The sequence below is a fragment of the Paenibacillus sp. FSL W8-0919 genome (assembly GCF_038003785.1).
Lineage (GTDB): Bacteria > Bacillota > Bacilli > Paenibacillales > Paenibacillaceae > Paenibacillus_AQ > Paenibacillus_AQ lactis.
Genome location: NZ_JBBOPV010000001.1, coordinates 3,040,944 through 3,065,819 on the forward strand (window position 1 = coordinate 3,040,944; position 24,876 = coordinate 3,065,819).

Genomic DNA, 24,876 nt, shown 5'->3' on the forward strand with positions numbered 1-24,876 from the left:
CATGCCGGAGGTTGCTTAAATGAATATGATCACGAACCCCATTCTTCGCGGTTTTCATCCCGATCCGTCCATATGCCGGGCAGGGGAAGATTATTATATCGCCACATCCACCTTCGAATGGTTCCCGGGCGTACGGATTCACCATTCCCGGGACCTGGTTCATTGGAAGCCGATACAATCTCCGCTGACCCGGACATCGCAGCTGCATATGGAAGGCAACATCGATTCCGGAGGCGTATGGGCTCCCTGCCTCAGCTATGACAACGGCGTGTTTTATCTGATTTACACAGATGTCAAAAGCCGGGTCGGCGCTTTTAAAGATACCCATAATTACCTTGTGACGGCGACGAATATCGAAGGCCCGTGGTCTGAGCCGGTGTATTTGAACAGCAGCGGGTTCGATCCTTCCTTATTTCATGATGAGGACGGACGCAAGTGGCTGGTCAATATGATTTGGGATCACCGTAAAGGAAAGAACCGGTTCTCGGGCATCGTGCTCCAGGAATTTTCCGTTCAGGAACAAAAACTGACCGGGCCCGCCGTTAACATATTCAAGGGCACGGAATTAGGGCTGACGGAAGCACCGCATCTGTACAAATATAAGGGGTATTATTATCTGCTCACGGCTGAAGGGGGAACCGGTTATGAACATGCGGTGACGGTAGCGCGATCCCGTACGTTACAAGGGCCCTATGAGGTCGATCCTGCCAACCCGATCCTTACTTCATACGGCAGGCCGGATTTAAAGCTGCAGAAGGCCGGTCACGGCAGCCTCGTCGAGACGCACACCGGCGAATGGTACATGGCCCATCTGATCGGCCGGCCTGTCAATGGACAGTTTTGCACACTTGGCCGTGAGACGGCTTTGCAGCAGTGCACGTGGAGCGAGGACGGCTGGCTGCGGCTTGCGAGCGGTGACCGATATCCCGAGGTTCAGGTGCCTGCACCAAAAATCAAGCCGCATCCTTTTGAACCGGCACCGGAGATGGACCACTTTGATCAACCCATGCTCCGGAGCGATTGGAATACGCTTCGTATTCCGCCGGATCCGACGTGGCTGAGCCTTACGGAACGTCCCGGTTACTTGCGCCTGCGCGGCATGGAGTCGATGAGCTCGACGCACAGGCAGAGCATGGTCGCCCGAAGACTGCAGGCTTTTGCGTGTGAAGCCGAAACTTGTCTGGAGTTTGCACCGGACCATCCGCAGCAAATGGCAGGGCTGATTCTGTATTACGACACGAAAGACTATCTTTATTTACGGGTAACTTATCATGAAGAAAAAGGACAGTGCTTGGGAATCATTCAGTCCAGATACGGGGGTTACGATGAGCTGCTAGAGGATATTCCGCTGAAATCGGTGAACGGAATCCGGTTAAAGGTTGTGGTCGATCATGACCGTGCCTGCTTCTACTATGCGTTACAGGACGATCCGTCCTGGTATCCCGCAGGCGGATGGTTCGATATCACGCATCTGTCCGATGAATCTCCCGATTATATCCGGTTTACGGGAACCTACATCGGTCTTTGCGTGCAGGATCTTGGCGGGACCCGGAAGCACGCTGATTTTGATTACTTTGTATACAAAGAGACGAACAGCACGACGATCTAAGCCGATACTGATATGCCCCCCAGTATGACATGGCTTTTCAAATTGATGGAAGAAAAAAAGAGTTCCTCGCCTCTTGTCTAGCAGTTTTGACAAGAAGGCGGGGAAGGTTTGTACGTTCGCCCATATTATTCGATTTCGATTTGAAAAACGACCGGTACCGAACTCTTAACTGTTACGGTTTGTATCGACAAGGCTTCATCGTTTCGATCCCATGTCGGCTTCTCATCGAACCCGAGCACACGAATATCCCGGATGATGCCATGATAGTGGGGGGAACACTCTTTCAACGAGCGGATGCGGACGATGCCATCCTCAGGATAAGCCAAAACCGTTGCATACAGATAACATCCTTTCATTGTGAAACGGATATCTTCGCTTGTGAAGTCTGTGGCCGTTCCGTCCGTGAATTGACCTTCTTTAATTTCCGTCGGCCCTTCACCGAATGTTTTCCAAAACGTTGACCCGTATATCGCTTCTCCATTGACCTGCAGCCAATCTCCGATGGCAATGAGAATATCTCGGTCCTCGGCGGGGATCGTTCCATCTGCTTTGGGACCAATATTGAGCAGCAAACTGCCGTTTTTGCTCACGATATCAACCAGATTCTGAATGATTTCGACTGGCGATTTGTATTCATTATCGGGCGTATAGCACCAGGAGTTCCTCGCAACGGCTGTATCGGTTTGCCAAAAGTACGGCTTCAGTTCCGCAAATTGGCCTCTCTCTACATCAGGGACGGCCGTGCCAAACATATAAGCGTCGTGCTTGTAATTGATGGCAAACGGGTATCCCCATTCGTCGCCCTTATTATAATAATAGGCTGCGAATTTCTTCAGGTACGGTTTAAAAGCGCTGGTCTGAATCCACCAGTCGAAATAAAAAACTTTAGGGCGGAAACGGTCGACCAGCTCGCAGCACCGGAGCAGCCAGTCCTCCAAAAATTCATGACTCGGAGGCGAGCCTGCCAGATCTTGATGATCCGGCTCCGGCATTGACGGCCAATAGAAGTCGCCGCGTGCAAGCGGTTCCCGGATTTCCGAATCGAAATCCTTGCCGTGAGACAAGAAGAACCAATGCTCCGCACGGTGAGAAGAGACGCACAGCTCCAGTCCCTGGCGTTCGAAAGCGGTTTTCATTTCAGCGAGAAGATCCCGGCCTGGCCCCATCTCATAGGCGTTAAACCGGGAGAGTCCGCTTTTGTACATTTGGAAACCATCATGATGTTCGGCAACGGGCATTACATATCTGGCCCCGCTGCGTCTGAATAAATCGGCCCATTCTTCCGCGTCAAACCTCTCAGCCTTGAACATCGGAATGAAATCCTTGTACCCGAACTGTTTGTGTTCTCCGTAAGTAGCAATATGATGCTCATATTCCTCTGAATTTTGAATGTACATATTGCGTGGATACCACTCGTTTTTAAAAGCGGGTACGGAGTATACACCCCAGTGGATGAAGATACCGAATTTGGCATCTCTGTACCATTCGGGAACACGAAATGCTCCAAGAGATCCCCAATCGTCTTTGAATCGCCCTCTCGCAATCGTCCCGTCGATCACTTGCAAATATTCATTTCTATCCATGAAGTACAATTCTCCTTTTCGGTTCATGTTCTCTTATGATAGCGCTATCGTAGAAAGGAAAGAATGGATAATACTCATCTCATCGTGGATTTTATTAACCTGTTACGGCCGGAGAGGTCCATTTATATTAGGATCATTCCATGTGGTTCAACAGCGTCAAAACGGTGGGTTGACTATGCCTACAACGAGGGCATATAGCCGACAGTGGCTTTGGCGGGGACTGGCTCAGGCGGGGGCGGCAGGCGTATGGATTGCCCAATGTCGGCCGGTGAGGCCAGGCTGCGGCTTCGAACCACTGCATGAGAGCGATTTCCTTTTCCGCACGAACGGGGTATGATAGAAGTGGGAATTTTACATAGCGAAGAGATGGAGGAACCAATCGTGATTAAACATATTGTGTTTTTTAAATTAAAGGAGCCAACAGCCGAAAATATTGAACGGACGGTACAAGTGCTGCGTGATATGGAAGGGAAAATACCGATGCTGAGATCGATCGAGGCCGGTGCCGATGTCATCCGTTCGGAGCGCTCGTACGATTTGGCTCTCATCGTTGAAGTCGATTCGCTTGAGGATCTGCAGGCTTACGCGGTTCATCCGGTCCATCAGGAAGTGATCCGTTACATTAATACCGTCAAGGATCATACGCTCAGCGTTGACTTTGAAGTGTAGCCCGTTGTTTGATAATCATTTAACAGCTCTGGAGGAGATTGACCGTGTATTATGTAAATCAGGAACAAATTGAACGGCGGCTTGAGGCTATTCCCGAGATTGCGGAGGGACTCAGGAAAGCAGCGCAGTCATGGGACGGCGGACTTGTGCTGGGAATGATGCAGGAACGGGCCCTTCATCTGGCGATCGAGGTCGTGACCGATGTCGGAAGCTATCTGATCGACGGCTTTATTATGCGGGATGCAAGCAGCTACGAGGATATTATGGATATCGTCTACGAGGAGAAGGTCTTTCCTCAAGACGTGCACGCCGTGCTGCTGGAGCTGGTTAGGCTCCGCAAGCCGCTGGTTCAGGAATATTACGATTGGGACAGGCATTCGCTGCATCCGTTAACGGCGAAGCTGCCGGATGCTTTGGAGCGGTTCGCGGCGCATGTTCGCGAGTATTTGAAGAATGAGCTTTAAGCGAGGAAAAGGATTCTAACCGTGCAGCGCTGCTTGGCGACGCATTTGTAAAACATCCGGTCCGGGATATCCCGGGCCTTTTTCGTGTTAGACAGACCCTCTTCATAACCTCCCGAGAAAAATGTAAAAAGCTGTGTCAATACAAGCCCATCCTGCTTATAATGCATCAAGCGACTAGGCATTCGCCCGGTCGGATGAAAGGAGGAGTTCCCTATGACGGAGTGGAGCGCGCTTGCGGCTGCTGTTGGAATTATGATCGTTGCCGGCACAGCGATCGTGATGATGCTGTCCCTTCGCAAGCTGCTGCAGCATACGGAAGCCGTTCTTGCCAAGCTGGAGCAGGATAGCTCGCAGCTGGCGCAGGAAGCCTCGCAAGTGTTGAAGCAGGCCTCCGTATCGATGGAGATGGTACAGCGGCAGCTGGCAGCGGGCGAAGCCTTAACTGCTTCGCTGAACGATGCAGCTTCGGCCATTGCCAAGACGGCGGATGCCGTTCATGCCGTAGGGAAGAAGGCTTCGATAACGGCGATTGAGCATCTGGAACGGGCGCGCCTCGATAATGAAAGGCATATCGGGGAGATGTTTCGATGGATTGATGCCGGCATGACCTTATGGCACTCATGGAGCAGATACTCTTCCGCCAAATCCGGCGAGGGGCAGGCCAAATAGAAGGGATGGGATTGTATGAACGATAAGAGCAAAGGACTCCTGTGGGGCGTATTGATCGGCAGCGTTGCAGGCTCCGTGACGGCGCTTCTTCTCGCACCGAAATCCGGAAAAGAGCTTCGGGGCGATATTGCCGAAGGCGCCCGCGGCATCGGGAGCAAGGTGCAGGAGGCAGCCGAGAAGGTTGGGGAGCAGGGCTTGAATCTGGTCGGCATTATGACCGATCGCGCTGAAAACGTGATCTCTGACATTCAGGCATGGCGCGGCCGTAAAGAATCCTGGCTGGAGGAGGAAGACATCGTTCAAGTGTCGTCTTTTAGCGATGATGAGGCTGAGGAGGAAGAGCAGTTTATCAGCTTCATTCCGGAGTCCAAAGATCCGCAAGCATAATCGCTGCGAGGTTCGCGGCCACCATATCGAACATAGGCGAAAGCCGGGACTGCTATAGATGCGGGCCCGGCTTTTACTATGCGCATTTCACAGCAGGAAGAAGGAATTTGATCAGCGTTAACGTTGAAAATCCGAGCAAGCTAGTAAGCGTAGCTCTCAGATCGGCGAATTGGCGTCAAGGGGATTTAGGAGGCTTTCCGTGAGTGTCATCCATAGTTCATCTGTGGTCTTCCAGCGCTTGTCTAATCCTGGCGCACCTTGTTGAAGATAGGGGGGAATTGGGGTAAGATTTAGGTACATTTCGAACCGAAATGACATATGGTATCACGTAAACCATGAATATGATGAGAAGGAAGCGGTGGGTTCGTGCAGCAAGCAATCGCAATACTAGACTCAGGTGTGGGTGGGCTGACCGTCGCTAAGGAAGTGATGAGACAGCTCCCGAGAGAGAAGATTATTTATTTCGGAGATACTGCCCGCGCACCCTACGGACCCCGTACACCGGAAGAAGTCCGTTTATTTACGGAACAGATTGTAGATTATCTAATCCAATATGATCCCAAAATGATTGTCATCGCCTGCAATACGGCTACGGCGGCGGCGCTCGATTATATTTCCTCCAAGGTGCCGGTGCCTGTCATCGGTGTCATTCATCCGGGCGCGCGAGCCGCGATCAGTGCAACGAAAACCGGCCGTGTCGGTGTGATCGGCACCGTCGGGACGATCGGAAGCGGAGCATATACGGCGGCTCTGAAGCAGCTGTCCCCCTATGTGGAGGTTGAGAGCCGGGCTTGCCCGGATCTCGTTCCGCTGGTGGAACACGGATTATTCCGATCCAAAGATTCGCTGCAGGTTGTCGAAGAATCACTGAATGGAATGAAAGACTCATCCATTGATTGTCTGATCCTTGGCTGTACGCATTATCCATTCCTGATGGATCCCATCCAGACCGTTATGGGGCAGGATGTGAAGCTAATCAGTTCGGCTGACGAGACGGCGCGCGAGGTCAGCACGATTCTGTACGACAAGGGACAGCTCGCCAGCAATGACGAGAGTCCGGTCCATCAGTTTTTTTGCACCGGAGATCCGGTGATCTTCCAGAGCATCGCTAAGGAATGGCTGGGGGATCATATTAAGCGGACGCCGGTGGTATGGCAGATTACGAAGCTATAATTCACGAATCATCATCGAGCGAAAAGGACGAAAGGAGCGGGCCGGCAGGGAAGAAATCCCTGCCGGCCCGTTTTGTGACCTGCCCCTAACGGTGTATGGGATAGGGATCGCGTATGGTTAACGAGTCCGGCGGATCAAGCGGCCGTATCATCCGCCTTTTCAAAGGCACATGATGGACAAACCGCAAATCATATATATGGAGTGGACGATAATCGAAGCGGCTCTGGCCGCGGAAAGGAATCCACTATGCAGCAGTATGTCGTTCAGAAAGGCGATACTTTAAGACGCGTCGCGGCACGCAACGGCCTGGCGCTGGAACAGCTGTTAACGGCGAATCCATGGGCGGCCCAGCAGCCTTATTTGAAAAAGGGGCAATTGTTGTATCTCCCTTCCTCATTGCGCCGGAGGTACATCATTCAAGAGGGGGACACGCTGGAGCGCATCGGCGCTGCCTTCCGGTTATCCGTAGGCGCTTTGATCGACCTGAATCCCGGGTTAACGGATCACAGCCTGCCTCCTGGCAAGACAATGGTTCTGCCGGCTCCGTCATCCGCGCATCTGATCAGGCTGGCGGGCGAGTACGGCCCGAATGAGCTTGAGCGCGATATTCAAGAAATGCGCATAAGGTACCCGGCCCTAAAGTGGACGGTGATCGGCACAAGCGTTCTCGGCAAACCGATCTATGCCGCTTCCATCGGCGTCGGCCCGAAGACGCTTCATATGAATGCGGCCCTGCATGCCAATGAATGGATTACCGCCCCGTGTCTGTTGCGGTTTGCAGAGGATTACGCCAAGGCGCTGTCCGGAAGCACGCGCATTTATGGAGGGGACCCGGAAGCATGGTATACGGAATATACGCTATGGATCGTGCCCATGGCGAATCCGGACGGCGTGGAGCTGGTGCAGGAGGGGGTAACCCCGGACCATCCTTATTACGACCGGCTGCTTGATTGGAATTATGGGCGTGAGGATTTTCGCCGCTGGAAGGCCAACATCCGCGGAGTCGACCTCGGCGATCAGTTTCCCGCGCACTGGGAAGAAGAGGTGGAGCGCAGAGGGAAAACGGGGCCATGCCCGCAGGATTATGCCGGGACCGATCCGCTGTGTGAGCCGGAGGCTAGAGCCTTATACGAGCATACCCTGGACATATCCCCTGTAAGGGCGGTTTCCCTGCACAGCCAGGGGAAGGAGATCTATTGGAATTACAGGGATTATGAGCCGCCTGAGACCGAAGACTGGGCAAGGATTTTGGGCAAGGCAGCGGGCTACCGCCCGGTCAAGCTGCAGGGCAGCGATGCCGGGTATAAAGATTGGTTCATTCAGCATTACCGGAGACCCGGCTTTACCGTTGAGATCGGGCTTGGCGTAAATCCGCTCCCGCTGGAGGATTTTGAAGATTTATGCGTTGAGGCAGGCTCCATTGCCGCCGCGTTCATGTCACTGAAATAACGTTGGGATTTGAAACGGAAGCGATGCCGAGCTCGTATATCCTTTAGGAGCAGCCGCTGCATGGAATCTCCTGCAGCGGTCTTGTTATTTTTCGCCACGGCTTATGGCTTAAGACCCGGCCAAACGGAAGGCTGAGGAACATTGTATAGAATAAACCGTCTTATAGACCGGAAGGCTGTAATTTGAAGATTGGGTAATGATAATCATAACTGCGGCTCGAATGGAGGGATAGCATCATGAAATGGAGAAGATTATGGTCGCTGCGGCGCTGGTCGCATGTATTTCAGCGTATTTTCGGTTATATCGCCTCCTCCGAGGTTTCACTGCCGGACAAGCTCTTGTTTCTGGTTCCGGTCATACTCTACTGGGTGCTCCCGGATCTGATGCCTCTGCTGCCGATCGACGATATCGGCTTTACGATGCTGCTGATGAACTGGTTCGTTTCGCGCGTCGAACGAAAGTATCCCCAATTGCTGCAGGACAAGCAGCGGCGAACGGTGAAATAAGGCTGCTTAAGCTTTGCATATCCAGAGGAAATGGCCTGGTTCTACCGTACGGGAGGGAATTGCCTCATTACCCTGCTCTTGCGCATATTCCTCACTATGGTCTACAATAAACTATTGAATGCATCATCTTAGAGGAGATGAACGAATAGTGAAATGTAAAATCACCCGCAATGCGGCCAAGGTTATAAAGCGTGAAATGGCGAAGGAAGAGAATGCAGGAAAGCTGCTTCGGGTTATCGTGACCCATGCGCACGGCGATCATGCCCACTACGGGCTTGATTTCGATACGCCGAAGGAGAACGACGAAGTGGTTGCGACCGATAAAGAGATTGATGTGATTCTGGAAAAGGGGCAGCCGTTCCTTGATGGCGTCAAGATTGATTATCTCTACTTTCCACAGGAAGGCTTCGAAATCACGAATCCGTCCAAAGGCAATCACGGCGACCACTAGGTTGCTGCAGTAAAGAAGGTATGAAACATGGCAAATGATATAAGAGTCTGCGAGAAATGCAAGCATACGAGACTGAAGACCCTTATCCCGAAAATCAAGAAAATGGCGCCTGACGCCGAGATCAAAATTGGATGCAAATCTTACTGCGGACCGTGCGGCAAACGTGCATTCATTTATATCAACGGCCGATATGTCAGCGCGCCGACGGAGGATGAAGTGCTCGCCAAGGCGCAGCCGTTCGTCAAGTAGATTCCAGGCGAGCATAATTTAACGGCTATACCCTGACAATTCCCTTATGAAGGGTATAGTTCCTGCCTTGTCCATCCATGCTAAGAAGGCAACAGGAACCTGAACTTCAGAAGGGAGCAACCAACATGAACAGCCACGATTCCAGTCTTCATTCCAACAATCCCAGCAATAGCGCTCTGGATTCCGTAGAAAAGCTGCACCGTGCCGTATCCTCGGCAATGTCGCATCCTACGGAGCAGCTGATCCGGCAGGCTGAGAATTCCCTCTCCCACACGGAGCGGGCGGTTTCTCAGGTGATGGAGCAGGGAAGTCCGAACGCCGTAGAATTGGCGGAAGAGCTGTTAGGCGAGGAGAAGGAACGTCTGTCCAAGCTTCGTTCAAGCAAGAAATAGGTATGAATCCTGTGCAAGCCCGCTATTCGAGCATTAAAGCTCTATAGCGGGCTTTTTTGTAGTGTGCGGCCCAATCATCCGGCCCGTTTATCGATGCGCACCTGATCGGCCGACATCCAGGTCATTTTCCGCAAAATAAAGCCCCTGTATCCACTTGGCTGCCCAAATGGACGAACAGGAGCTATTGATCAAGGTTTTGAGATTGCAGAAGAACTCGAAGCTTTAAATTGACGGAGCAAATCATACATGATCACCTGATCCGACACCTGCAGCATTTCCTGCGTTTCCTCATATCCCTGGCCGCAGGCCTGAATATCGGTCGGCTGACGGCTAGCCAGATCATAGCAGGTGCCGCCCTGAAGTCCGGCGGCCTCGGATGGCAGATAGAACACCTTCCCGTCGGAAAATGCCCCGGTGCGCAGCGGAATCAGCCGCTCCTCGTCTCCGAATAGATGCCCGCCGATCCAATAAGGATCTGCCGCTATCCCAAGCAGGTGGAGAATCGAAGGCGCAACATTCATCATGCCGGAGGGTTCCGGATACACGCCCGCACTGCCGCCGTCCGGCAAATGAATGAGGAGCGGTACTTGATTCATGATCTGCTCCATATCGAGCGGACTTAGCTCGCGTCCCAAAAATTTCTCGTAGTCCTCTTTTTCCTTAATGGAGTTGTCATGGTCCCCATAGATTAACAGGATGGTGTTATCCCACAGCCCCTGCTCCTTCATCTGCTCGACGAGCTCGCCGAACGCAGCGTCAACGTAATGAACCGACTGAAGATAATCCCCCAGCATCGATCCCTCGAGGCCGCCGATGTCCAGCTTGCGTTCCGCTTCGGGGAGATGATATGGATGATGGCTTGACAGGGTGATAAGAAACGAATAGAACGGCTGCTTGATATTTTTCATATAATCGAGCGACTGGTCGAATAAGGCTTTATCGCTCAGGGACCAGCCCAGCACATCGTTCATCACGAAATCTTTCTTGCTGTAAAAATGGTCGTATTTCATCTCGCGGTACATCGTCGTCCGGTTCCAGAAGCTTGCATCATAGGAGTGAAAGACGTTGGCGGAATAGCCCTGGTCCTTCAATATTTCCGGAAGGGTATCGAAATCCCGGTCCGCGTAGCGGGTAAATACGGAGCCGGTCGGCAGCGGCAGCAGCGAGCTGTGCGTGACGAAGTCGGCGTCGGAGGTCCGTCCCTGTCCGGTCTGATGATAAAAATTGCTGAAATATAAACTCTCCTTCATCAGTTTATTGAGATTCGGCGTAATTTCCTGACCGTTCACGGATTGTCCGATCACGAAGTTCATCAAGGCCTCCGTTTGAACCATGATGACATTGCTGTCTTTATACTTCCCGAACAACCCGCCTGCATTCGGCTGGGTGGACCTCCTGGCCTCAAACCATTCCCGAATCCGCTCGATCTCCGTCCCGGCGAGCTTCGGCTGGCTGATGACATGATCCCGGCTGTAGCGATACAGATCATAGCCATGAAAGCCGATCAATCCGGTAACGTTATACAGCGTAATATTCCACCAGTTGCCTTCGAAGAGGCCGACCGCCCACGTATCCGACGCCCGTTTAATGGGAAGCAAGGTCATGCCAAGACCCAGGATAAGAGCGAGCGACCCGGATACGAGACGAAGGATAAGCCTTCTTCTTCGCTCCTGCCGAAGCTCCCCTGCAAACGATAGTCCGCGTGCCGCACCGGATCCATTTTTACGCAGCAGCATGGTGACAGTGAACGGGATCATGACCAGCCAATCGATTATAAAGAACAGATCTCCCGCGTCTGTCAGGGACCGGATGCTGTCGCCCAGCGAGCTGACCTGGCCGGCTTGAAGCAGCACCGGCACCGTTATGAAATCGTCGAAATAGCGGTAGTATACGAGGTCTGCATAGAGGATGCCGGTCCACAGCATGTTTAACAGCGTCAAGGAGACGAGCCTTGCCTTAGGGGGAAGCCACAGGGTCCAGAACGAGACGAGAAGCAGCGAGCCGACAGCAATGACATAGTCCGCCTGATCGAGCTTGATCTGGGTCAGCCGGAGCCTGTCGTCGAACAGAACCAGCTTGTACATCATGAGTATGAGAAAGATCCAAAATGCCGTGTATCTGTAGTGTAAAATACGGGCGACCCGACTTCGCAGGCCACGCCTGGCGTGAAATGATAGCAATGTTAGATTCCCTCCTTCTATCATCGGGAGTTCCCCGATTCGAGCCGGTGTTATCGATGATTACATTTATAACATAAATGAGGCGCAAACTCATATGTCCCCCAAGAGGATGCAAGCTCTCGAAAGAGCAAAAAGCCGCCCTGCAGGCGGCTCTGGCGTGATAGGCGTGATATAAAGCCTTGCTCCAGCTTTACGATTGTTCAGGCGCAGGCTTACGCGGAGGTAACGGGCCTAAGTACTGATAGTACTGGCATTCGATCCGGCCGTTATACAGCTTGCGCCGCTTGTCCGCCTTGCGGCCGAAATAATGCTCGAACTGCTTGGTCGGGCTGAGCGCGAAGAAGGACCATGTCGGCAGCGCCCCGGTCATCGTGCCCAATTGGCGGATCAGCCGCTCTACTTCCGGCTTATCGCTCAAGCGCTCGCCATACGGAGGGTTCGTGATGATGCAGCCGAATTCTCCTTCAGGCAGCGCTTTGGCGGCAGGGAGAATCTTAAAGTCGATCTCGCCGGCAAGCCCGGCGCTTTTGGCTGCCGCCTTGGCCACTTCGATCGCCTTCGGATCGATATCGCTTCCCGCGATGTGAAGCGGGATGTCGTCGGTTATGGCATCGAACGCTTCTTCTCGCGCCTCCTCCCACAGCTTATCCCCGATGATATCCCAGTGCTCGGAAGGGAATGAGCGGCGCAGACCCGGCGCGATATTCCAAGCCTGCATAGCGGCTTCAATCAATATGGTACCGGAGCCGCAGCACGGATCATACAGCGGACGGTGGGGACCCCAGCGGCTGATCTGCAGGAGGGCGGACGCCATCGTTTCCTTCAGGGGCGCCTCGGTCACGAGCTTGCGGTATCCGCGTTTATGCAGAGCCGGTCCCGTCGTATCGAGCGTTAATAAAGCTCGGTCTTTCAGCAGCGACACTTCGATGACGTACCGGGGACCGTCTTCGGGAAACCACTCGGTACGATGCGACAGCTTTAGCTTCTCCACGATCGCCTTCTTGACGATCCCTTGGCAGGCCGGAACGCTGCTCAGCTGGGATTTATGGGAGCGTCCTTCGACCGGGAATTCCCCGCGCGCGGGAATCCACTGCTCCCAAGGGAGCGCTTTGGTCCCCTCAAAGAGCTCGTCAAAGGTCATCGCTTTGAATTCGCCCATTTTCACCAAAATGCGGTCGGATGTCCGGAGCCACAGATTGCAGCGGCAAATATCGATCAGGTCGCCGGAGAAGGTCACTCTTCCGTTCTCTACTTCCATATCGGTATATCCGAGCTCCTTCAATTCCCGGGCGACAATAGCTTCAAGGCCCATAGGGGCGGTTGCGATCAATTGTAATCGAGGCATTAACGGTGTCAACTCCATTTAACATGTGTACGGCGCTTCACGCCGCCGGTTCAATCTTTATAGTATAGGCGATTGCATTCGCCAAGACAATTGTCTTATGATAGACCTCGTTAGGTTTAACGGATCATTTTAAGGCTTAAAGCCTGAACCAAAGGAGGCGGCATCACTTGCTGACGACCCCTGACGATTATGTTAATCAATTATATCCCGAAGATGACGAGCTCAAGCAGGTACTGCAAGCCATTAGGGAAAATGGGATGCCCGAGGTATCCGTAGCACCCGCTTACGGCAGGCTGCTGACACTGCTCGTGCAGACTTCAGGCGCGCGCAGCATACTGGAGATCGGCGCCCTCGGCGGCTACAGCGGCATCTGCCTCTGCCGGGGTCTTCCGGCTGATGGCAAGCTCACCTCGCTCGAATTGAAGGAGGAGTATGCGCAGCTGGCCGGCCGCCATCTGGAGAAGGCGGGCTTTAAGGATCGGGTGGAATACCGAATCGGTCCTGCGGCGGACAGTCTGGCCGAGCTGAAGCGGGAAGGGAAGACGTTTGATTTTTTCTTCATCGATGCCGATAAAGAGAATTACCCGCTGTACCTGGATTATGCCATCGAGCTGGCGAATCCGGGAGCGCTGATCGCAGGAGATAACTGCTTCCTGCGCGGAAGAACGCTGAATTCGGATAAGAACGGTCCATCGGTGCAGGCCGTACGCCGGTTTAATGAACGAATCGCGACGGATGACCGGCTTGTGAGCACGCTGCTCCCTGCTTACGACGGGCTGATTCTGGCACGAGTAAAGTGAATGTACCCACAAAAAGGGAGATCCCGGACGTAGGCCGCCGGGATCTCCCTTTTTGTGTATGGGTTCTTATGTGTGCCGCTACCGGAATTTCGGAGCAGGCTTGCTCGCAAACAGCTTCCTTCTTACCCACAGCATATTGATGATCAGCAGGCAGCCGGAGGTGATGAACAATCCCTCGATCCCGATAAACCCGGCTAAAAAACCGCCGATGACGGCGCCCAGCATATTGCCGAGCGCGAGCGAGCTTGTGTTGAAGCCGAATGAACGGCTCTCCATACCGTCCGGCGTGTACGAGCGGATCAGCGCATTGACGCTCGGCAGGAGTCCGCCCATAAAGACGCCCATCATGAACCGCACCAGGATCAGCTGCCACACGGACTGTACGAATGCCTGCGGGATCAAGGTGAGCCCGGTGCCGATCAAGGCGTACGTCAATATCCGATGTGCACCGACCTTGTCGCTTAGCCTTCCGAGGATCGGTGAGGCGATCATGTTGGAGAGACCGGTTACCGCAACGACGAAGCCGGCCCATATCGCGATATCCTCGGCCGTGCCGTGAAGCTTCTGGACGTACAGTGGCAAGAGCGACATCGGACTGATCATTGCGAACTGCAGCAGAAACGTAACGGCGAACAGTGACGGAAGCTGCGGAATATGGCTGAGCTCCTTCAGGCCGCCGATAACCGAGACCTGAGGCGTGTGAGCGGCTTGCTCCCGGTCGAATTTTTCCTTAACCAGAAACAAGGCAAGCAGCGAAGCGGCAAATATCAGACCGCCCGTAATGAAGAAGATCGGACGGTATCCGACCCAGTTGGCCATGACGCCGCCGATCAAGGGGCCAAGGATCGTTCCGGCAACTTGTCCGGATTGCATGATGCCCATGGCAAAGCCCATCCGGTTCTTCGGCGTGGTGCCCGATACAAGCGATATCGCCGCCGGGTTGAAGCCGGAAATCGTCCCGTTCAGCAGACGCAAGGCAAGCAGATGCCATGGATGGGTGGCAAATCCCATACAGCCGATAACGATCGCCATGCCGAACCCCGAACGAAGCAGCATCAGCTTGCGGCCGTACTTGTCGGCCACCTTCCCCCAGATCGGTTGAAAAATAAATGAGGTCAGGAAGTTGGCTGCGAATATGAGTCCTGCCCATACTCCAATTTCCCGTTCCCCCGTGACATGGAGGTCCTGCGCCAAATACAGTGTCAGGAACGGGGTGATCATCGTCATCCCGGAGTTGACCAAAAACTGCCCGAACCAAAGCACAATGAGATTGATTTTCCAACGGTTCAATGTGCTCACTCACTTCCTTTCTAAGCTGTCCAGCCCGAAGTGATCCGGGCCCTCAAATTATGCATACCCTAAAAAATGCCGTTCTTTCAGTATAACACATCTGAAAAGCGCCAAATGTTGACAATGTCATAAGATTGTCATCTGATTTTCATAGGATGTCCATGTAAGACGGTTGTTACTTACTTTTAAAAAGGGCATAATGAACATTAGGAAACTTTATACACATTGATGAACTATGATGAACTATTGATGGGGGCCTAATCATGACCTACAACGATCAATTTATCCGCGCATGCCGCAAGCAGGATATCAGCCATGTTCCTGTATGGTACATGCGGCAGGCCGGGCGCTATGACCCGGAGTACCGAAAGATTAAAGAAAAATACTCCCTTCTGGAAATTTGCAGCCAGCCCGAGCTTGCGGCTGAAGTGACGCTGATGCCGGTACGGAAGCTCGGTGTCGATGCGGCGATTCTATATTCCGACATCATGAATCCGGTTGCTTCGATCGGGGTCGACTTCGATATTGTGAAAAATATCGGGCCCGTTATCGATCAACCGATACGCACTGCAGCCGATGTCGAGAAGCTCCGCCCGATTGACGTGGAGGGCGATCTCGGACATGTGCTGGAAACGATCCGAATTTTGGACAAAGAGCTGGAGGTGCCGCTCATTACGTTTGCGGGCGCACCGTTTACGATTGCCAGCTATTTGATCGAAGGAAGACCTTCGAAAAATTATCTGCGGACGAAAGAGCTCATGTACAGCGAGCCGAAGGTATGGTTCTCCTTGATGGACAAGCTCGGCGATATGGTCATCGCTTATCTGAGAGCGCATGTGAGCAATGGCGGCAAGGCGTTCCAGCTGTTCGACAGCTGGGTCGGCGCGCTGTCTCCTCAGGATTTCCGCACCTTCGTCCTGCCGACGATCGAACGGATTTTTGCGGAGCTGGCGGATTTGAACGTGCCTAAAATTTATTTTCCGGGCGTCAGCTCCGGAGAGCTGCTGCCGACCCTGACGGAACTCCGGGCCGACGTCATCGGCCTCGACTGGAGAGTGTCCATTAGCGAAGGGCGCCGCCGCTTGGGCGGTAAATATGCCGTTCAAGGCAACCTCGATCCGACCGTGCTCACAGGTCCGATGCCGCTGATTCAGCAGTATGCGAAAGAAATTATCGATCAAGGGATTCAAGAGCCCGGCTTTGTGTTTAACCTGGGGCATGGACTGTTTCCGGAAGCATCGCTGGAGAAGCTGCGCGAGCTGACCTCCTACATCCATGAATACTCGGCGCAGGCATTAAAGACCGCCGCACAGCGAGCTTAGAGAACGAATACTTAATAGCTAGAGGTGAGAAGGTTATGAAGAATAAAATTGGCGTGTTGGTCATGTCCTACGGAACGCCGGAAAGCATGGAAGGAATCGAAAGCTATTATACCCATATCCGCCGGGGAAATAAGCCTTCCGAGGAGCAGCTGCGCGAGCTGACGGAACGCTATGAGGCCATCGTGGGAGGCGTGTTCCCGCTCCGCGAGAATACCGACCGGCAGGTTCGTACGCTGCAGGACACGCTGAACGTGGATCCCCGCGCGACGGATGTCGAATTCGTTTGCTATCAGGGACTGAAGCATGCCGCTCCGTATATTGAAGACGGCGTGGAGAAGATGGTGAAGGACGGGATTACGAAAGCGGTCGGAATCGTCCTTGCGCCCCATTATTCTACGATGAGCATCGGCTCTTACGTGAAGCGGGCGAAGGCGAAAGCCGACGAGCTTGGACTCGACATTTCGTTCGTGGAAAGCTATCATCTGCATCCGAAGCTGATCGAGGCATTTGCGGACCGGGTATCGGCGAAGCTGAACCAGTTCGAGGAAGCTGGAGCGAACCGGGATAGCGTGCGCGTACTGTTTAGCGCTCACAGCCTTCCGGAACGGATTCTCTCCATGGGCGATCCTTACCAGGATCAATTGCTGGAGACATCGAAGGCTGTAGCGGAGAAGGCCGGCGTGAAGCATTGGCAGTTCACTTGGCAAAGCGCGGGACGGACGGCGGAGCCGTGGCTAGGCCCGGACATTCTGGATACGCTCCAGACGCTGAATAAAGAGGAGCAGGTCGAGGATGTGCTTGTCGCTCCTGTCGGCTTCGTCTCGGACCATCTCGAGGTGCTTTATGACCTGGATATTGAGGCGAAGAGCATCGCCAAAGAAATGGATATGCGGCTTGAGCGGATCGACTCGTTGAACAGTGATCCGCTGTATATGGAGGCGCTCAGCGATTCCATCATTACCCTTCTGAAGCTGTAACCCCACACGCCTAGCGTTTATACGAACCGGATCATGTCAAGGCAGAACCCCCCGTTAACCGGGGGGTTCTATTCTTTATAGGGATGCTGGTATAATGGGAGAAGCGACCTAATGCGAAGATCTCATCAGTGAATGAAGGAGTGCCCTATGCATCTGTCACGATCGGAGAAAAGCAAGGCCAAGAAGAAGGCCCGTAAGCAGCGGAGCGGACAGGTATGGTTAATCCTTAACCTTTGCCTGATTATGATGATCGCTGCTCTGCTGATCTATTATTTTAAGTTTAAGCAGCACGACCCGGCCGGGGGAACGGCCTATCCGGATCAGGCGGGCATCGGCATGGAAGGCGGCAGGGAAGCGGACCCGGGATCCGGGAAGGGCGCTGGCTCCGGCTCGTTCGATACCGGCGAATTGGAAGATCCCGATTTGGAGATTCCGGTTGCTGAAATAGAGAAAGTGCGGGATTCCGGCGAGGAGGAGCGGGTCGTTCTGCATTTTGCCGGGGATAGTTTATTCTCGGGCAAAGTGGAGAACGCCCTTAAGCAGCATGGCTATGATTATCCGTACCGGCATCTCGGCACGGCGTTTCTGGACGATGATCTGACCGTCTTAAACCTGGAGACTCCGGTGACAACGCGAGGTGTAGCCGCCGCGAATAAACAATTCGTGTTCAAGTCATCGCCGGATGTGCTGCCTGCGCTGCGGGCTGCCGGGGTCGAGGCCGTAAATCTGGCCAATAACCACATCCTGGACCAGGGTCAGGATGGGCTGCTCGATACGCTCAAGCACCTGGACGATCACAAGATACGCTACGTAGGGGCCGGCAGGAATGAAAAAGAGGCCTTTGCGGCACAGTATTTCGAGCTCAAAGGAATGACGGTGGCACTTCTCGGCTTCAGCCGCGTGCTGCCCGAAACGACTTGGTATGCGCTGGAGAACCGGCCCGGGGTCGCCGGTGCTTATGATCATGTTTTGCCGAAAGCGGTTGAAGCTATCGCCGCGGCAAGGCAGAAGGCCGATCTCGTCATCGTGATTCCGCATTGGGGTCAGGAGTTGCATAAGACGCCGGATGCGAACCAGATCAATCTGTCCCGCGCCTTCATCGAAGCCGGCGCAGACCTGATCATCGGCGGACACCCGCATGTGCTGCAGGGACTGGAGCAATATAAAGGAAAATGGATTGCGTACAGCACGGGCAATTTTATTTTTACCAAATCCTCCAATGCCGATACGTGGAAGACCGCGGTCTTTCAAGCTTCCTGCAACAAGCAGGGTGCATGTGACATCAAGCTGACGCCATACCGGACGGAAATCGGACAGGTCATTCCGCTCGAAGGCAAGGAGGCAGAGGCCGTGCTGAAGGAAGTCCAGTCCCGATCGATCGGCGGCGTTACCGTTACGCCTCAAGGGGAGGTAATCCCGGGAACGGCCAAGGAAATCTAAGCTACCAGTTACACCAAGGAGGTGCCATCATGAACAATTTATGCGTGGCCCATCGCGGCTTCTCCGGCAAAGCTCCCGAAAATACGCGCGCGGCCATTCAGATGGCGATGGATGAGCCATTCGTGCATTGGATGGAAATCGACGTGCAGCTGACCCGGGACGGCGTTCCCGTCGTCATCCACGATTTCAGCGTGGATCGGACCACAACCGGGCGCGGGAAGGTAAAGGACCTGACCTGGCAGGAAATTCGGAGAATGGATGCAGGCCAGTGGAAAGGACGCCAGTTCAAGGGAGAGCAGGTTCCTTCGCTGGACGAAGTGCTGCAGATGGTCAAGGGACGGCTGAAGCTGAACATTGAACTCAAGACAAGCGGCGATATGTACCCGGGCTTGGAGGAGGCCGTTCTGGAGCGGATTCGCGCACACCATATGCTGCCGGATGTGGTGCTTACCTCCTTTGAGCCGAAGGCGCTCATCAAAGCGAAGGAATTGGAGCCTGAAGTTCGAACCGGACTTATTATCGATGCGCATCCCCGGAATTTGATATCCCGGCTTAAGCAAATGAAATGTTCGTTTTTATCAATCGGATACTCCCATCTGGATGCGGCCTTTGCAGCCGAGCTGGTGCGGAACGGGATCACGCCGATGGCCTGGACCGTGGATGATGCCAAGAGCATGCGGACACTGGCCAAGATGAGCCCGGACATTATGATCTGTACGAACCGCCCCGATACGTGGGGGCAGATTTTTATTCAGAAAATCGCGCCCAAAGTTCCGTTCTGGCGACGAAAATGGAGGTTCTAATACCATGTGTGCATTAGTGAGTAACGTATATTGTGTCGGACGCAATTATCAGCTGCATGCGGCAGAGCTCGGCAATGCCGTTCCGGAGGAGCCGATGATATTCCTCAAGCCTTCCCATGCTGTCGTTCCTTTGGACGGCAGCGTGCTGCAGCTGCCGCTGGACCGGGGCAGCCTTCATTTCGAAGGGGAGCTGGTCATCCAGGCAGCCCGGGATTACGAGCCGGGGATGAGCGTTGACGAGCTGGTCGATACGATGGCGCTCGGCATTGATTTTACGCTAAGGGACGTGCAGTCCGTTATTAAAGAAAAGGGACACCCTTGGACCGCGGCGAAAGCCTTCAAATCGTCCGCTCCGCTGACAGCATCCATCGCCTTTCCCGGCACGGAGTCGCTGGCGGATACGGACTTTACGGTTATCAAGAACGGGGAAGAGGTACAGCGGGGGAATGTGAAGGATATGATTTTCTCCCTTCAGACGATTATCGACTATATCGGTAAGCATTACGGCTTGGGCAAAGGAGATTTGATCTTTACGGGAACGCCGGCGGGTGTCGGTCCGGCCGTATCCGGCGATGTATTCGAGCTGTATTGGGGCGATGTCCGTCTGGGCCGCTGCGAAATCGGTTAAGCATTACGCGATAGGGTGGAGGGGTCCTAGAATGGATTGGTTGATCGGGGCCGTCTGTGCGGCGATGGTGGCCGCAGCGGCTTACCGGAGACGATCGCTCTCGGAATCCGGCGCGGCCGCCGCGATTCTGATGGGTACGATTTATTACGGAGCGGGGAACTTGTTTTGGTTCGGGACCCTGCTTCTTTTTTTCATCACCTCGACGCTGTTGACGAGGTACGGAAAGAGAAGGAAGGCAGAGCTGGAGAAATCCTATGCGAAGACCGGACGCCGCGATGCGGGGCAGGTGTTCGCCAATGGGGGCATCGGCATGATCCTGTGCCTGCTGCATGCTATTCAACCCTCCGAGCTTTGGGTGATGCTGTACATCGGCGTCATGGCAACGGTAACGGCGGATACGTGGGCAACGGAGCTGGGAAGTCTAAGCCGCAAGCAGCCCCGCTCCATTCTTGGCGGCAGGAAGCTGACAGCCGGCGAATCTGGCGGCATAACCTGGCTCGGATCCAGTGCGGCCGGGGCGGGAAGCCTGCAGATCGGAGCCGGAGGGTGGCTGCTGGCTGAATGGAGCGGGATGGATCCCTCCTTTCTGCCTTACCTGGCGGCAGGACTGACCGGAGGGCTGGTCGGTGCGTTTGCGGATTCGATCCTAGGAGCATCTCTTCAAGTTATGTACCGCTGCCAAGTTTGCGGCAGAGCGGTTGAGGTCTCCCGGCATTGCGGCAAGGCAACCGTCTATCATCGGGGCTTCCGCTGGCTTTCCAATGATGCGGTTAACCTGATCAGCTCGCTGCTCGGAGGGGCCGCGGCTTACGGGACGGCGCTTCTATTTACGATTTATTGAATTACTGACGGCTAAAGAGCGAAGCGAACACCGAAATTTATATACAGAAGTAGGGATCAGAAGAATGAATATCTTGACCGTTGAACAGTTGACGAAGAGCTATGGAGAGAAAATCCTGTTTCAGGATGCCTCCTTCGGTATGGAGGATGGGGATAAGATCGGCATCATTGGCGTAAACGGCACGGGAAAGTCCACCTTTCTGCGGGTTATCGCCGGCCTGGAGCCGCCGGATTCGGGTAAAATATCGATCGGCGGACGCATTCGGGTGCGCTATCTTTCCCAAAATCCGGAATTTGCTCCCGATAACACGGTGCTGCAGCAAGTATTTGAAGGCGAGCTGCCGGAGATGAAGGCGATCCGGGAATATACGGAAACGATGGAGCTGCTGGAGCTCCACCCGCATGATGAGGCGCTTCAGCAGAAGCTGCTGAAGCTGAGCCAGCAGATGGACAATCTTCAGGCCTGGCAGCTGGAGAGCGACGCCAAGATCATTCTGTCCAAACTCGGAATCCGGAATTATGATGCCAAGATGGGGACGCTGTCCGGCGGGCAGCGGAAGCGGGTCGCTTTGGCCGCCGCATTGATTCAGCCCTCGGATTTGCTCATCTTGGACGAGCCCACCAACCATATCGATAATGAATCGGTAGCCTGGCTGGAGCAGTATTTGCAAAAACGCCGGGGCGCGCTCCTCATGATTACGCATGACCGGTACTTCCTTGACCGCGTGGCCAACGTGATGCTGGAGCTGGACCACGGGCGCCTATTCCGGTACGAGGCCAACTACAGCCGGTTTCTTGAATTGAAGGCAGAGCGGGAAGAGCGGGAAGCGGCATCCGAGCAGAAGCGGCAAAACTTGCTTCGAAATGAGCTTGCCTGGATCCGCCGCGGCGCGAAGGCCCGGACGACGAAGCAGAAGGCGAGAATTGAGCGGTTTGAGAAGCTCAAGGAGCAGGAGCCGGTCCACAGCTCGGGCGAGCTGGACGTCTCGGTTGCCTCGACGCGGCTCGGGCGCAAGATTTTGGAGATCGAAGGGCTTCGGAAAACGGTCGGCGACAAGGTTCTTATTGACGATCTGTCCTATATTGCCGTTCCTGAGGACCGGATCGGGATCGTCGGTCCTAACGGCAGCGGCAAATCGACCCTGCTGAATCTCATCGCAGGCCGGCTTGAGCCGGATTCCGGGAAGATCGTGATGGGTCCGACGGTGAAGCTCGGTTATTTCACCCAGGAGCATCAGGAGATGGACGGAAGCCAGCGGGTGATCGAATATATTAAAGATGAGGCGGAGGTCGTCCGGACAGCAGACGGCTCTGCGATTACGGCAGCCCAGATGCTTGAGCGCTTCCTGTTCCCTCCGGCGATGCAGTGGACGCCGATTGCAAGGCTGTCGGGCGGCGAGAAACGCAGATTATATTTGCTGCGGGTGCTGATGAGCGCTCCGAATGTGCTGCTGCTCGACGAACCGACGAATGATCTGGACATCCAGACGCTGTCGGTCCTGGAACAGTACTTGGATGAGTTCCCCGGGGTTGTTATCGTCGTGTCTCACGATCGTTTCTTCTTGGACCGTACCGTCGATAAAATCATGGCTTTCGAAGGCCAAGGACGTGTGCGTGTGCACGTAGGCTCATACAGCGAGTATGCGGAATGGATGCTGCGCAATGGTGGGGAAGCTTCCGGAGCATCAGGAAGCCGAGATAGCGCCGGTACAGGAGCAGCAGGAAGCCCATCGGGGGAAGGGAGGGCGGCAGGCAGCGGAAACGGCAGCCCGGCGAAGGAAGCGCCTCGTGAAAAGCTCAGGTTCAGCTACAACGAGCAGCGGGAGTTTGAACAGATCGATGGTTTGATCGAGGCAGCCGAGAATAAGCTCGCCGCCGTCCAGACCGAGATGGAGGCTGCCGGAAGCGATGCTGCGAGGCTCCAGGAGCTGCTTCAGGCACAGGAGGCATGCGAGCAGGAGCTGGAGCGGCTGATGGAGCGCTGGACGTATTTGAACGAGCTGGCGGAGAAGATAGAGCAGAGCAAGAAGTCGTAACTCGCCGTTCGAAGAAAAAGGGACGCCCGTCGGCCAATGGCCGTAGCGGGCGTCCCTTTTTACCGGTTCGGAGCTTATTTCTTTACATCTTGATTATTTGACATAAGCGGCAAGCAGCTTCACCGTATTTAAAACGGCCTGTTTATGCGTTCTTTCCATCGCATGGGATGCGTGAACGCCCGGTCCGATGAGTGCTGCTTTGATGTTGCTGCCTGCGCCGAGCGCGGCCGATGCATCCGAGCCGTAATGAGGGTACACGTCAACGGCATATGCAATGCCTTCCTGTTCGGCCAGCTGGATCAGACGGCTTGTCATTTCATAATCGTATGGACCGGAGGAATCCTTGGCGCAGATCGAAACGTCGGTTTCCTTGCAGCTTAAATCATCGCCGATACAGCCCATATCCACGGCGATGAGCTCCTTGATGTCCGAAGGAATGTAAGCTGCGCCGTGTCCGACCTCCTCGTAGTTCGAGATCAGTACTTTAACATTGTATTTCGGCTTCCAATTCTCGCGTTTCATGCTCTCCAGAAGGCCGAACAGCGCAGCAACGCTTGCCTTGTCGTCAAGATGCCGGGATTTGATAAAGCCGCTTGGCGTAATGACCGCACGGGCGTCGAAGGATACGAAATCGCCGACGCCGATGCCGAGCTTCTTCACATCATCCGCAGACTCAACCCATTCATCGATTCGGACTTCCATATTGGCTTCCTCGCGTTTGAACTCGCGGGCATCGCTGTAGACATGCACCGATGGGTGCGTGGACAGGATGGTCCCCGTATATTTCTTACCGCTGCGGGTGTGAATGACGCAGTATTCGTTCTCAATGCTGTTCATCATATAACCGCCGACGGAAGTGAGCCTCAGCGTGCCTTCGGATTTGATGGCGCGAACCATGGCGCCGAGCGTATCCACATGCCCGCTCAAGCCTACCGTACGGCTGGTATCCTGTCCCGTGATGGACAGGATCGCCCCGCCTTTTTCATTCCAGGCCAGCGGGACGGAGAGGGAGGCAGCCTCCTTTTCGATTCGTTTCATGATATGTCCTGTATATCCGGTCGGACTTGGGGTATCCAGCAATTCCTTCAACAGATTGAGGATATAGGTTTCATTCGGTTGTATCGACATCTAGCAACAGCCTCCTCGGAGTTGTATGTATGAGCTTGGAACAACAAATGGAAGCATAGGATGTGAATCCATAGGCAGGAACCGTTATCTAGAGCTTCGGACCTTCCTTGGATTCTTCCTTCTGCTCTTCCTCCAGCTGGTGATCCGCGGCATGCATTTCAGGGGTGTATCCCGTAACCTCACGGATATGGATGAGCTGCTCTGCGAGCGAACGGATTTCCTTCTGCATCTGATATTGGCGGTAGATGCCGAATGCTCCGACGATCAATCCCCCGATCAGCGAGCAGCCAATAATCAGCAGGATTAGCGGGATGTCGACGGTACCGAACAGCAAATTCACCTGTACCGGATTGACGTTGATGACGGCAAATACAGCCGTGATTAATGCAAACAGCAGGGCAGCGATTAATGACCATTGAATCTTCACTGGGAACACCTCCTTCCTCACACAGTATAAAATCCCTTGCCTGCAAGGGCAAGGGATTT

At 54.1% G+C, this 24,876-nt stretch carries 25 protein-coding genes; 19 read left to right on the forward strand and 6 right to left on the reverse strand.

Annotation, left to right across the window (positions count from 1 at the left end):
• The first annotated feature begins 19 nt into the window (after positions 1-19).
• Positions 20-1,609: a glycoside hydrolase family 43 protein gene (locus NST44_RS13460; RefSeq protein WP_340899863.1), complete on the forward strand. Its 1,590-nt coding sequence runs from the start codon at positions 20-22 to the stop codon at positions 1,607-1,609.
• A gap of 125 nt (positions 1,610-1,734) precedes the next feature.
• Here NST44_RS13460 and NST44_RS13465 read toward each other — a convergent pair whose 3' ends face one another.
• On the reverse strand, positions 1,735-3,192 hold the full coding sequence (locus tag NST44_RS13465) for an alpha-L-fucosidase (protein WP_340899865.1): 1,458 nt from the start codon (positions 3,190-3,192) through the stop codon (positions 1,735-1,737).
• 381 nt (positions 3,193-3,573) lie between these two features.
• On the opposite strand from NST44_RS13465, the gene NST44_RS13470 reads away from it, so the two are divergent.
• The 10 genes from NST44_RS13470 (at position 3,574) to NST44_RS13515 (ending at position 9,601) form a co-directional block, all read left to right on the forward strand.
• Positions 3,574-3,861, forward strand: coding sequence for a Dabb family protein (locus NST44_RS13470; protein WP_007127667.1), 288 nt, complete (start codon positions 3,574-3,576; stop codon positions 3,859-3,861).
• A 44-nt stretch (positions 3,862-3,905) separates the two neighbouring features.
• Positions 3,906-4,325 (forward strand): DUF86 domain-containing protein, encoded by a 420-nt coding sequence (locus tag NST44_RS13475; RefSeq protein ID WP_213614687.1) that lies wholly within the window; start codon positions 3,906-3,908, stop codon positions 4,323-4,325.
• Between the two features lie 213 nt (positions 4,326-4,538).
• Positions 4,539-4,994, forward strand: a complete 456-nt coding sequence (locus NST44_RS13480) for a DUF948 domain-containing protein (protein ID WP_213614685.1) — start codon at positions 4,539-4,541, stop codon at positions 4,992-4,994.
• Between the two features lie 15 nt (positions 4,995-5,009).
• The gene (locus NST44_RS13485; RefSeq protein ID WP_007127670.1) at positions 5,010-5,381 is read left to right on the forward strand and encodes a YtxH domain-containing protein; all 372 of its coding nucleotides are present in this window, start codon (positions 5,010-5,012) and stop codon (positions 5,379-5,381) included.
• Positions 5,382-5,747: 366 nt separating this feature from the next.
• Positions 5,748-6,554 (forward strand): glutamate racemase, encoded by an 807-nt coding sequence (gene racE, locus NST44_RS13490; RefSeq protein WP_007127671.1) that lies wholly within the window; start codon positions 5,748-5,750, stop codon positions 6,552-6,554.
• Positions 6,555-6,800: 246 nt separating this feature from the next.
• The gene (locus NST44_RS13495; protein ID WP_340899871.1) at positions 6,801-8,003 is read left to right on the forward strand and encodes a M14 family zinc carboxypeptidase; all 1,203 of its coding nucleotides are present in this window, start codon (positions 6,801-6,803) and stop codon (positions 8,001-8,003) included.
• 236 nt (positions 8,004-8,239) lie between these two features.
• Entirely contained in the window at positions 8,240-8,509 is a 270-nt protein-coding gene (locus NST44_RS13500; RefSeq protein ID WP_007127673.1) for a hypothetical protein, read from the forward strand.
• Positions 8,510-8,657: 148 nt separating this feature from the next.
• Positions 8,658-8,960, forward strand: coding sequence for a HesB/IscA family protein (locus tag NST44_RS13505; protein WP_007127674.1), 303 nt, complete (start codon positions 8,658-8,660; stop codon positions 8,958-8,960).
• A 27-nt stretch (positions 8,961-8,987) separates the two neighbouring features.
• Positions 8,988-9,209 (forward strand): DUF1450 domain-containing protein, encoded by a 222-nt coding sequence (locus NST44_RS13510; RefSeq protein WP_007127675.1) that lies wholly within the window; start codon positions 8,988-8,990, stop codon positions 9,207-9,209.
• A gap of 125 nt (positions 9,210-9,334) precedes the next feature.
• Positions 9,335-9,601, forward strand: a complete 267-nt coding sequence (locus NST44_RS13515) for a hypothetical protein (RefSeq protein ID WP_007127676.1) — start codon at positions 9,335-9,337, stop codon at positions 9,599-9,601.
• Between the two features lie 188 nt (positions 9,602-9,789).
• Here NST44_RS13515 and NST44_RS13520 read toward each other — a convergent pair whose 3' ends face one another.
• Together NST44_RS13520 and NST44_RS13525 are read right to left on the reverse strand one after the other, a co-directional pair.
• The gene (locus NST44_RS13520) at positions 9,790-11,781 is read right to left on the reverse strand and encodes an LTA synthase family protein (RefSeq protein ID WP_445670717.1); all 1,992 of its coding nucleotides are present in this window, start codon (positions 11,779-11,781) and stop codon (positions 9,790-9,792) included.
• Between the two features lie 190 nt (positions 11,782-11,971).
• The gene (locus NST44_RS13525) at positions 11,972-13,126 is read right to left on the reverse strand and encodes a THUMP domain-containing class I SAM-dependent RNA methyltransferase (protein WP_340899879.1); all 1,155 of its coding nucleotides are present in this window, start codon (positions 13,124-13,126) and stop codon (positions 11,972-11,974) included.
• A 167-nt stretch (positions 13,127-13,293) separates the two neighbouring features.
• On the opposite strand from NST44_RS13525, the gene NST44_RS13530 reads away from it, so the two are divergent.
• Complete coding sequence (locus NST44_RS13530) at positions 13,294-13,926, forward strand: O-methyltransferase (RefSeq protein WP_007127679.1); 633 nt, start codon at positions 13,294-13,296, stop codon at positions 13,924-13,926.
• A 78-nt stretch (positions 13,927-14,004) separates the two neighbouring features.
• On the opposite strand, the gene NST44_RS13535 is transcribed toward NST44_RS13530, so the two are convergent.
• Positions 14,005-15,225, reverse strand: coding sequence for an MFS transporter (locus tag NST44_RS13535; RefSeq protein WP_445670718.1), 1,221 nt, complete (start codon positions 15,223-15,225; stop codon positions 14,005-14,007).
• Positions 15,226-15,479: 254 nt separating this feature from the next.
• On the opposite strand from NST44_RS13535, the gene hemE reads away from it, so the two are divergent.
• From hemE to NST44_RS13570, 7 genes are all read left to right on the forward strand, one after another.
• Positions 15,480-16,538 carry a uroporphyrinogen decarboxylase gene (hemE, locus tag NST44_RS13540; RefSeq protein WP_007127681.1) on the forward strand — a complete coding sequence of 353 codons (1,059 nt, stop codon included), beginning with the start codon at positions 15,480-15,482 and terminating at the stop codon, positions 16,536-16,538.
• Between the two features lie 35 nt (positions 16,539-16,573).
• Positions 16,574-17,515: a ferrochelatase gene (gene hemH, locus NST44_RS13545; protein ID WP_007127682.1), complete on the forward strand. Its 942-nt coding sequence runs from the start codon at positions 16,574-16,576 to the stop codon at positions 17,513-17,515.
• Between the two features lie 147 nt (positions 17,516-17,662).
• The gene (locus NST44_RS13550; protein ID WP_340899889.1) at positions 17,663-18,955 is read left to right on the forward strand and encodes a CapA family protein; all 1,293 of its coding nucleotides are present in this window, start codon (positions 17,663-17,665) and stop codon (positions 18,953-18,955) included.
• Between the two features lie 29 nt (positions 18,956-18,984).
• Positions 18,985-19,758 (forward strand): glycerophosphodiester phosphodiesterase, encoded by a 774-nt coding sequence (locus tag NST44_RS13555; RefSeq protein ID WP_007127684.1) that lies wholly within the window; start codon positions 18,985-18,987, stop codon positions 19,756-19,758.
• A gap of 4 nt (positions 19,759-19,762) precedes the next feature.
• Positions 19,763-20,386, forward strand: a complete 624-nt coding sequence (locus NST44_RS13560) for a fumarylacetoacetate hydrolase family protein (RefSeq protein WP_007127685.1) — start codon at positions 19,763-19,765, stop codon at positions 20,384-20,386.
• Between the two features lie 31 nt (positions 20,387-20,417).
• Positions 20,418-21,227: a DUF92 domain-containing protein gene (locus NST44_RS13565; RefSeq protein WP_340899894.1), complete on the forward strand. Its 810-nt coding sequence runs from the start codon at positions 20,418-20,420 to the stop codon at positions 21,225-21,227.
• 64 nt (positions 21,228-21,291) lie between these two features.
• Positions 21,292-23,262: an ABC-F family ATP-binding cassette domain-containing protein gene (locus tag NST44_RS13570; RefSeq protein ID WP_340899896.1), complete on the forward strand. Its 1,971-nt coding sequence runs from the start codon at positions 21,292-21,294 to the stop codon at positions 23,260-23,262.
• 93 nt (positions 23,263-23,355) lie between these two features.
• Here NST44_RS13570 and NST44_RS13575 read toward each other — a convergent pair whose 3' ends face one another.
• Both NST44_RS13575 and NST44_RS13580 read right to left on the reverse strand, forming a co-directional pair.
• Positions 23,356-24,390, reverse strand: coding sequence for a M42 family metallopeptidase (locus tag NST44_RS13575; RefSeq protein WP_007127688.1), 1,035 nt, complete (start codon positions 24,388-24,390; stop codon positions 23,356-23,358).
• Between the two features lie 88 nt (positions 24,391-24,478).
• A complete protein-coding gene (locus NST44_RS13580; protein ID WP_007127689.1) occupies positions 24,479-24,817 on the reverse strand; it encodes a LapA family protein in 339 nt (112 codons plus the stop codon).
• Positions 24,818-24,876: the final 59 nt, after the last annotated feature.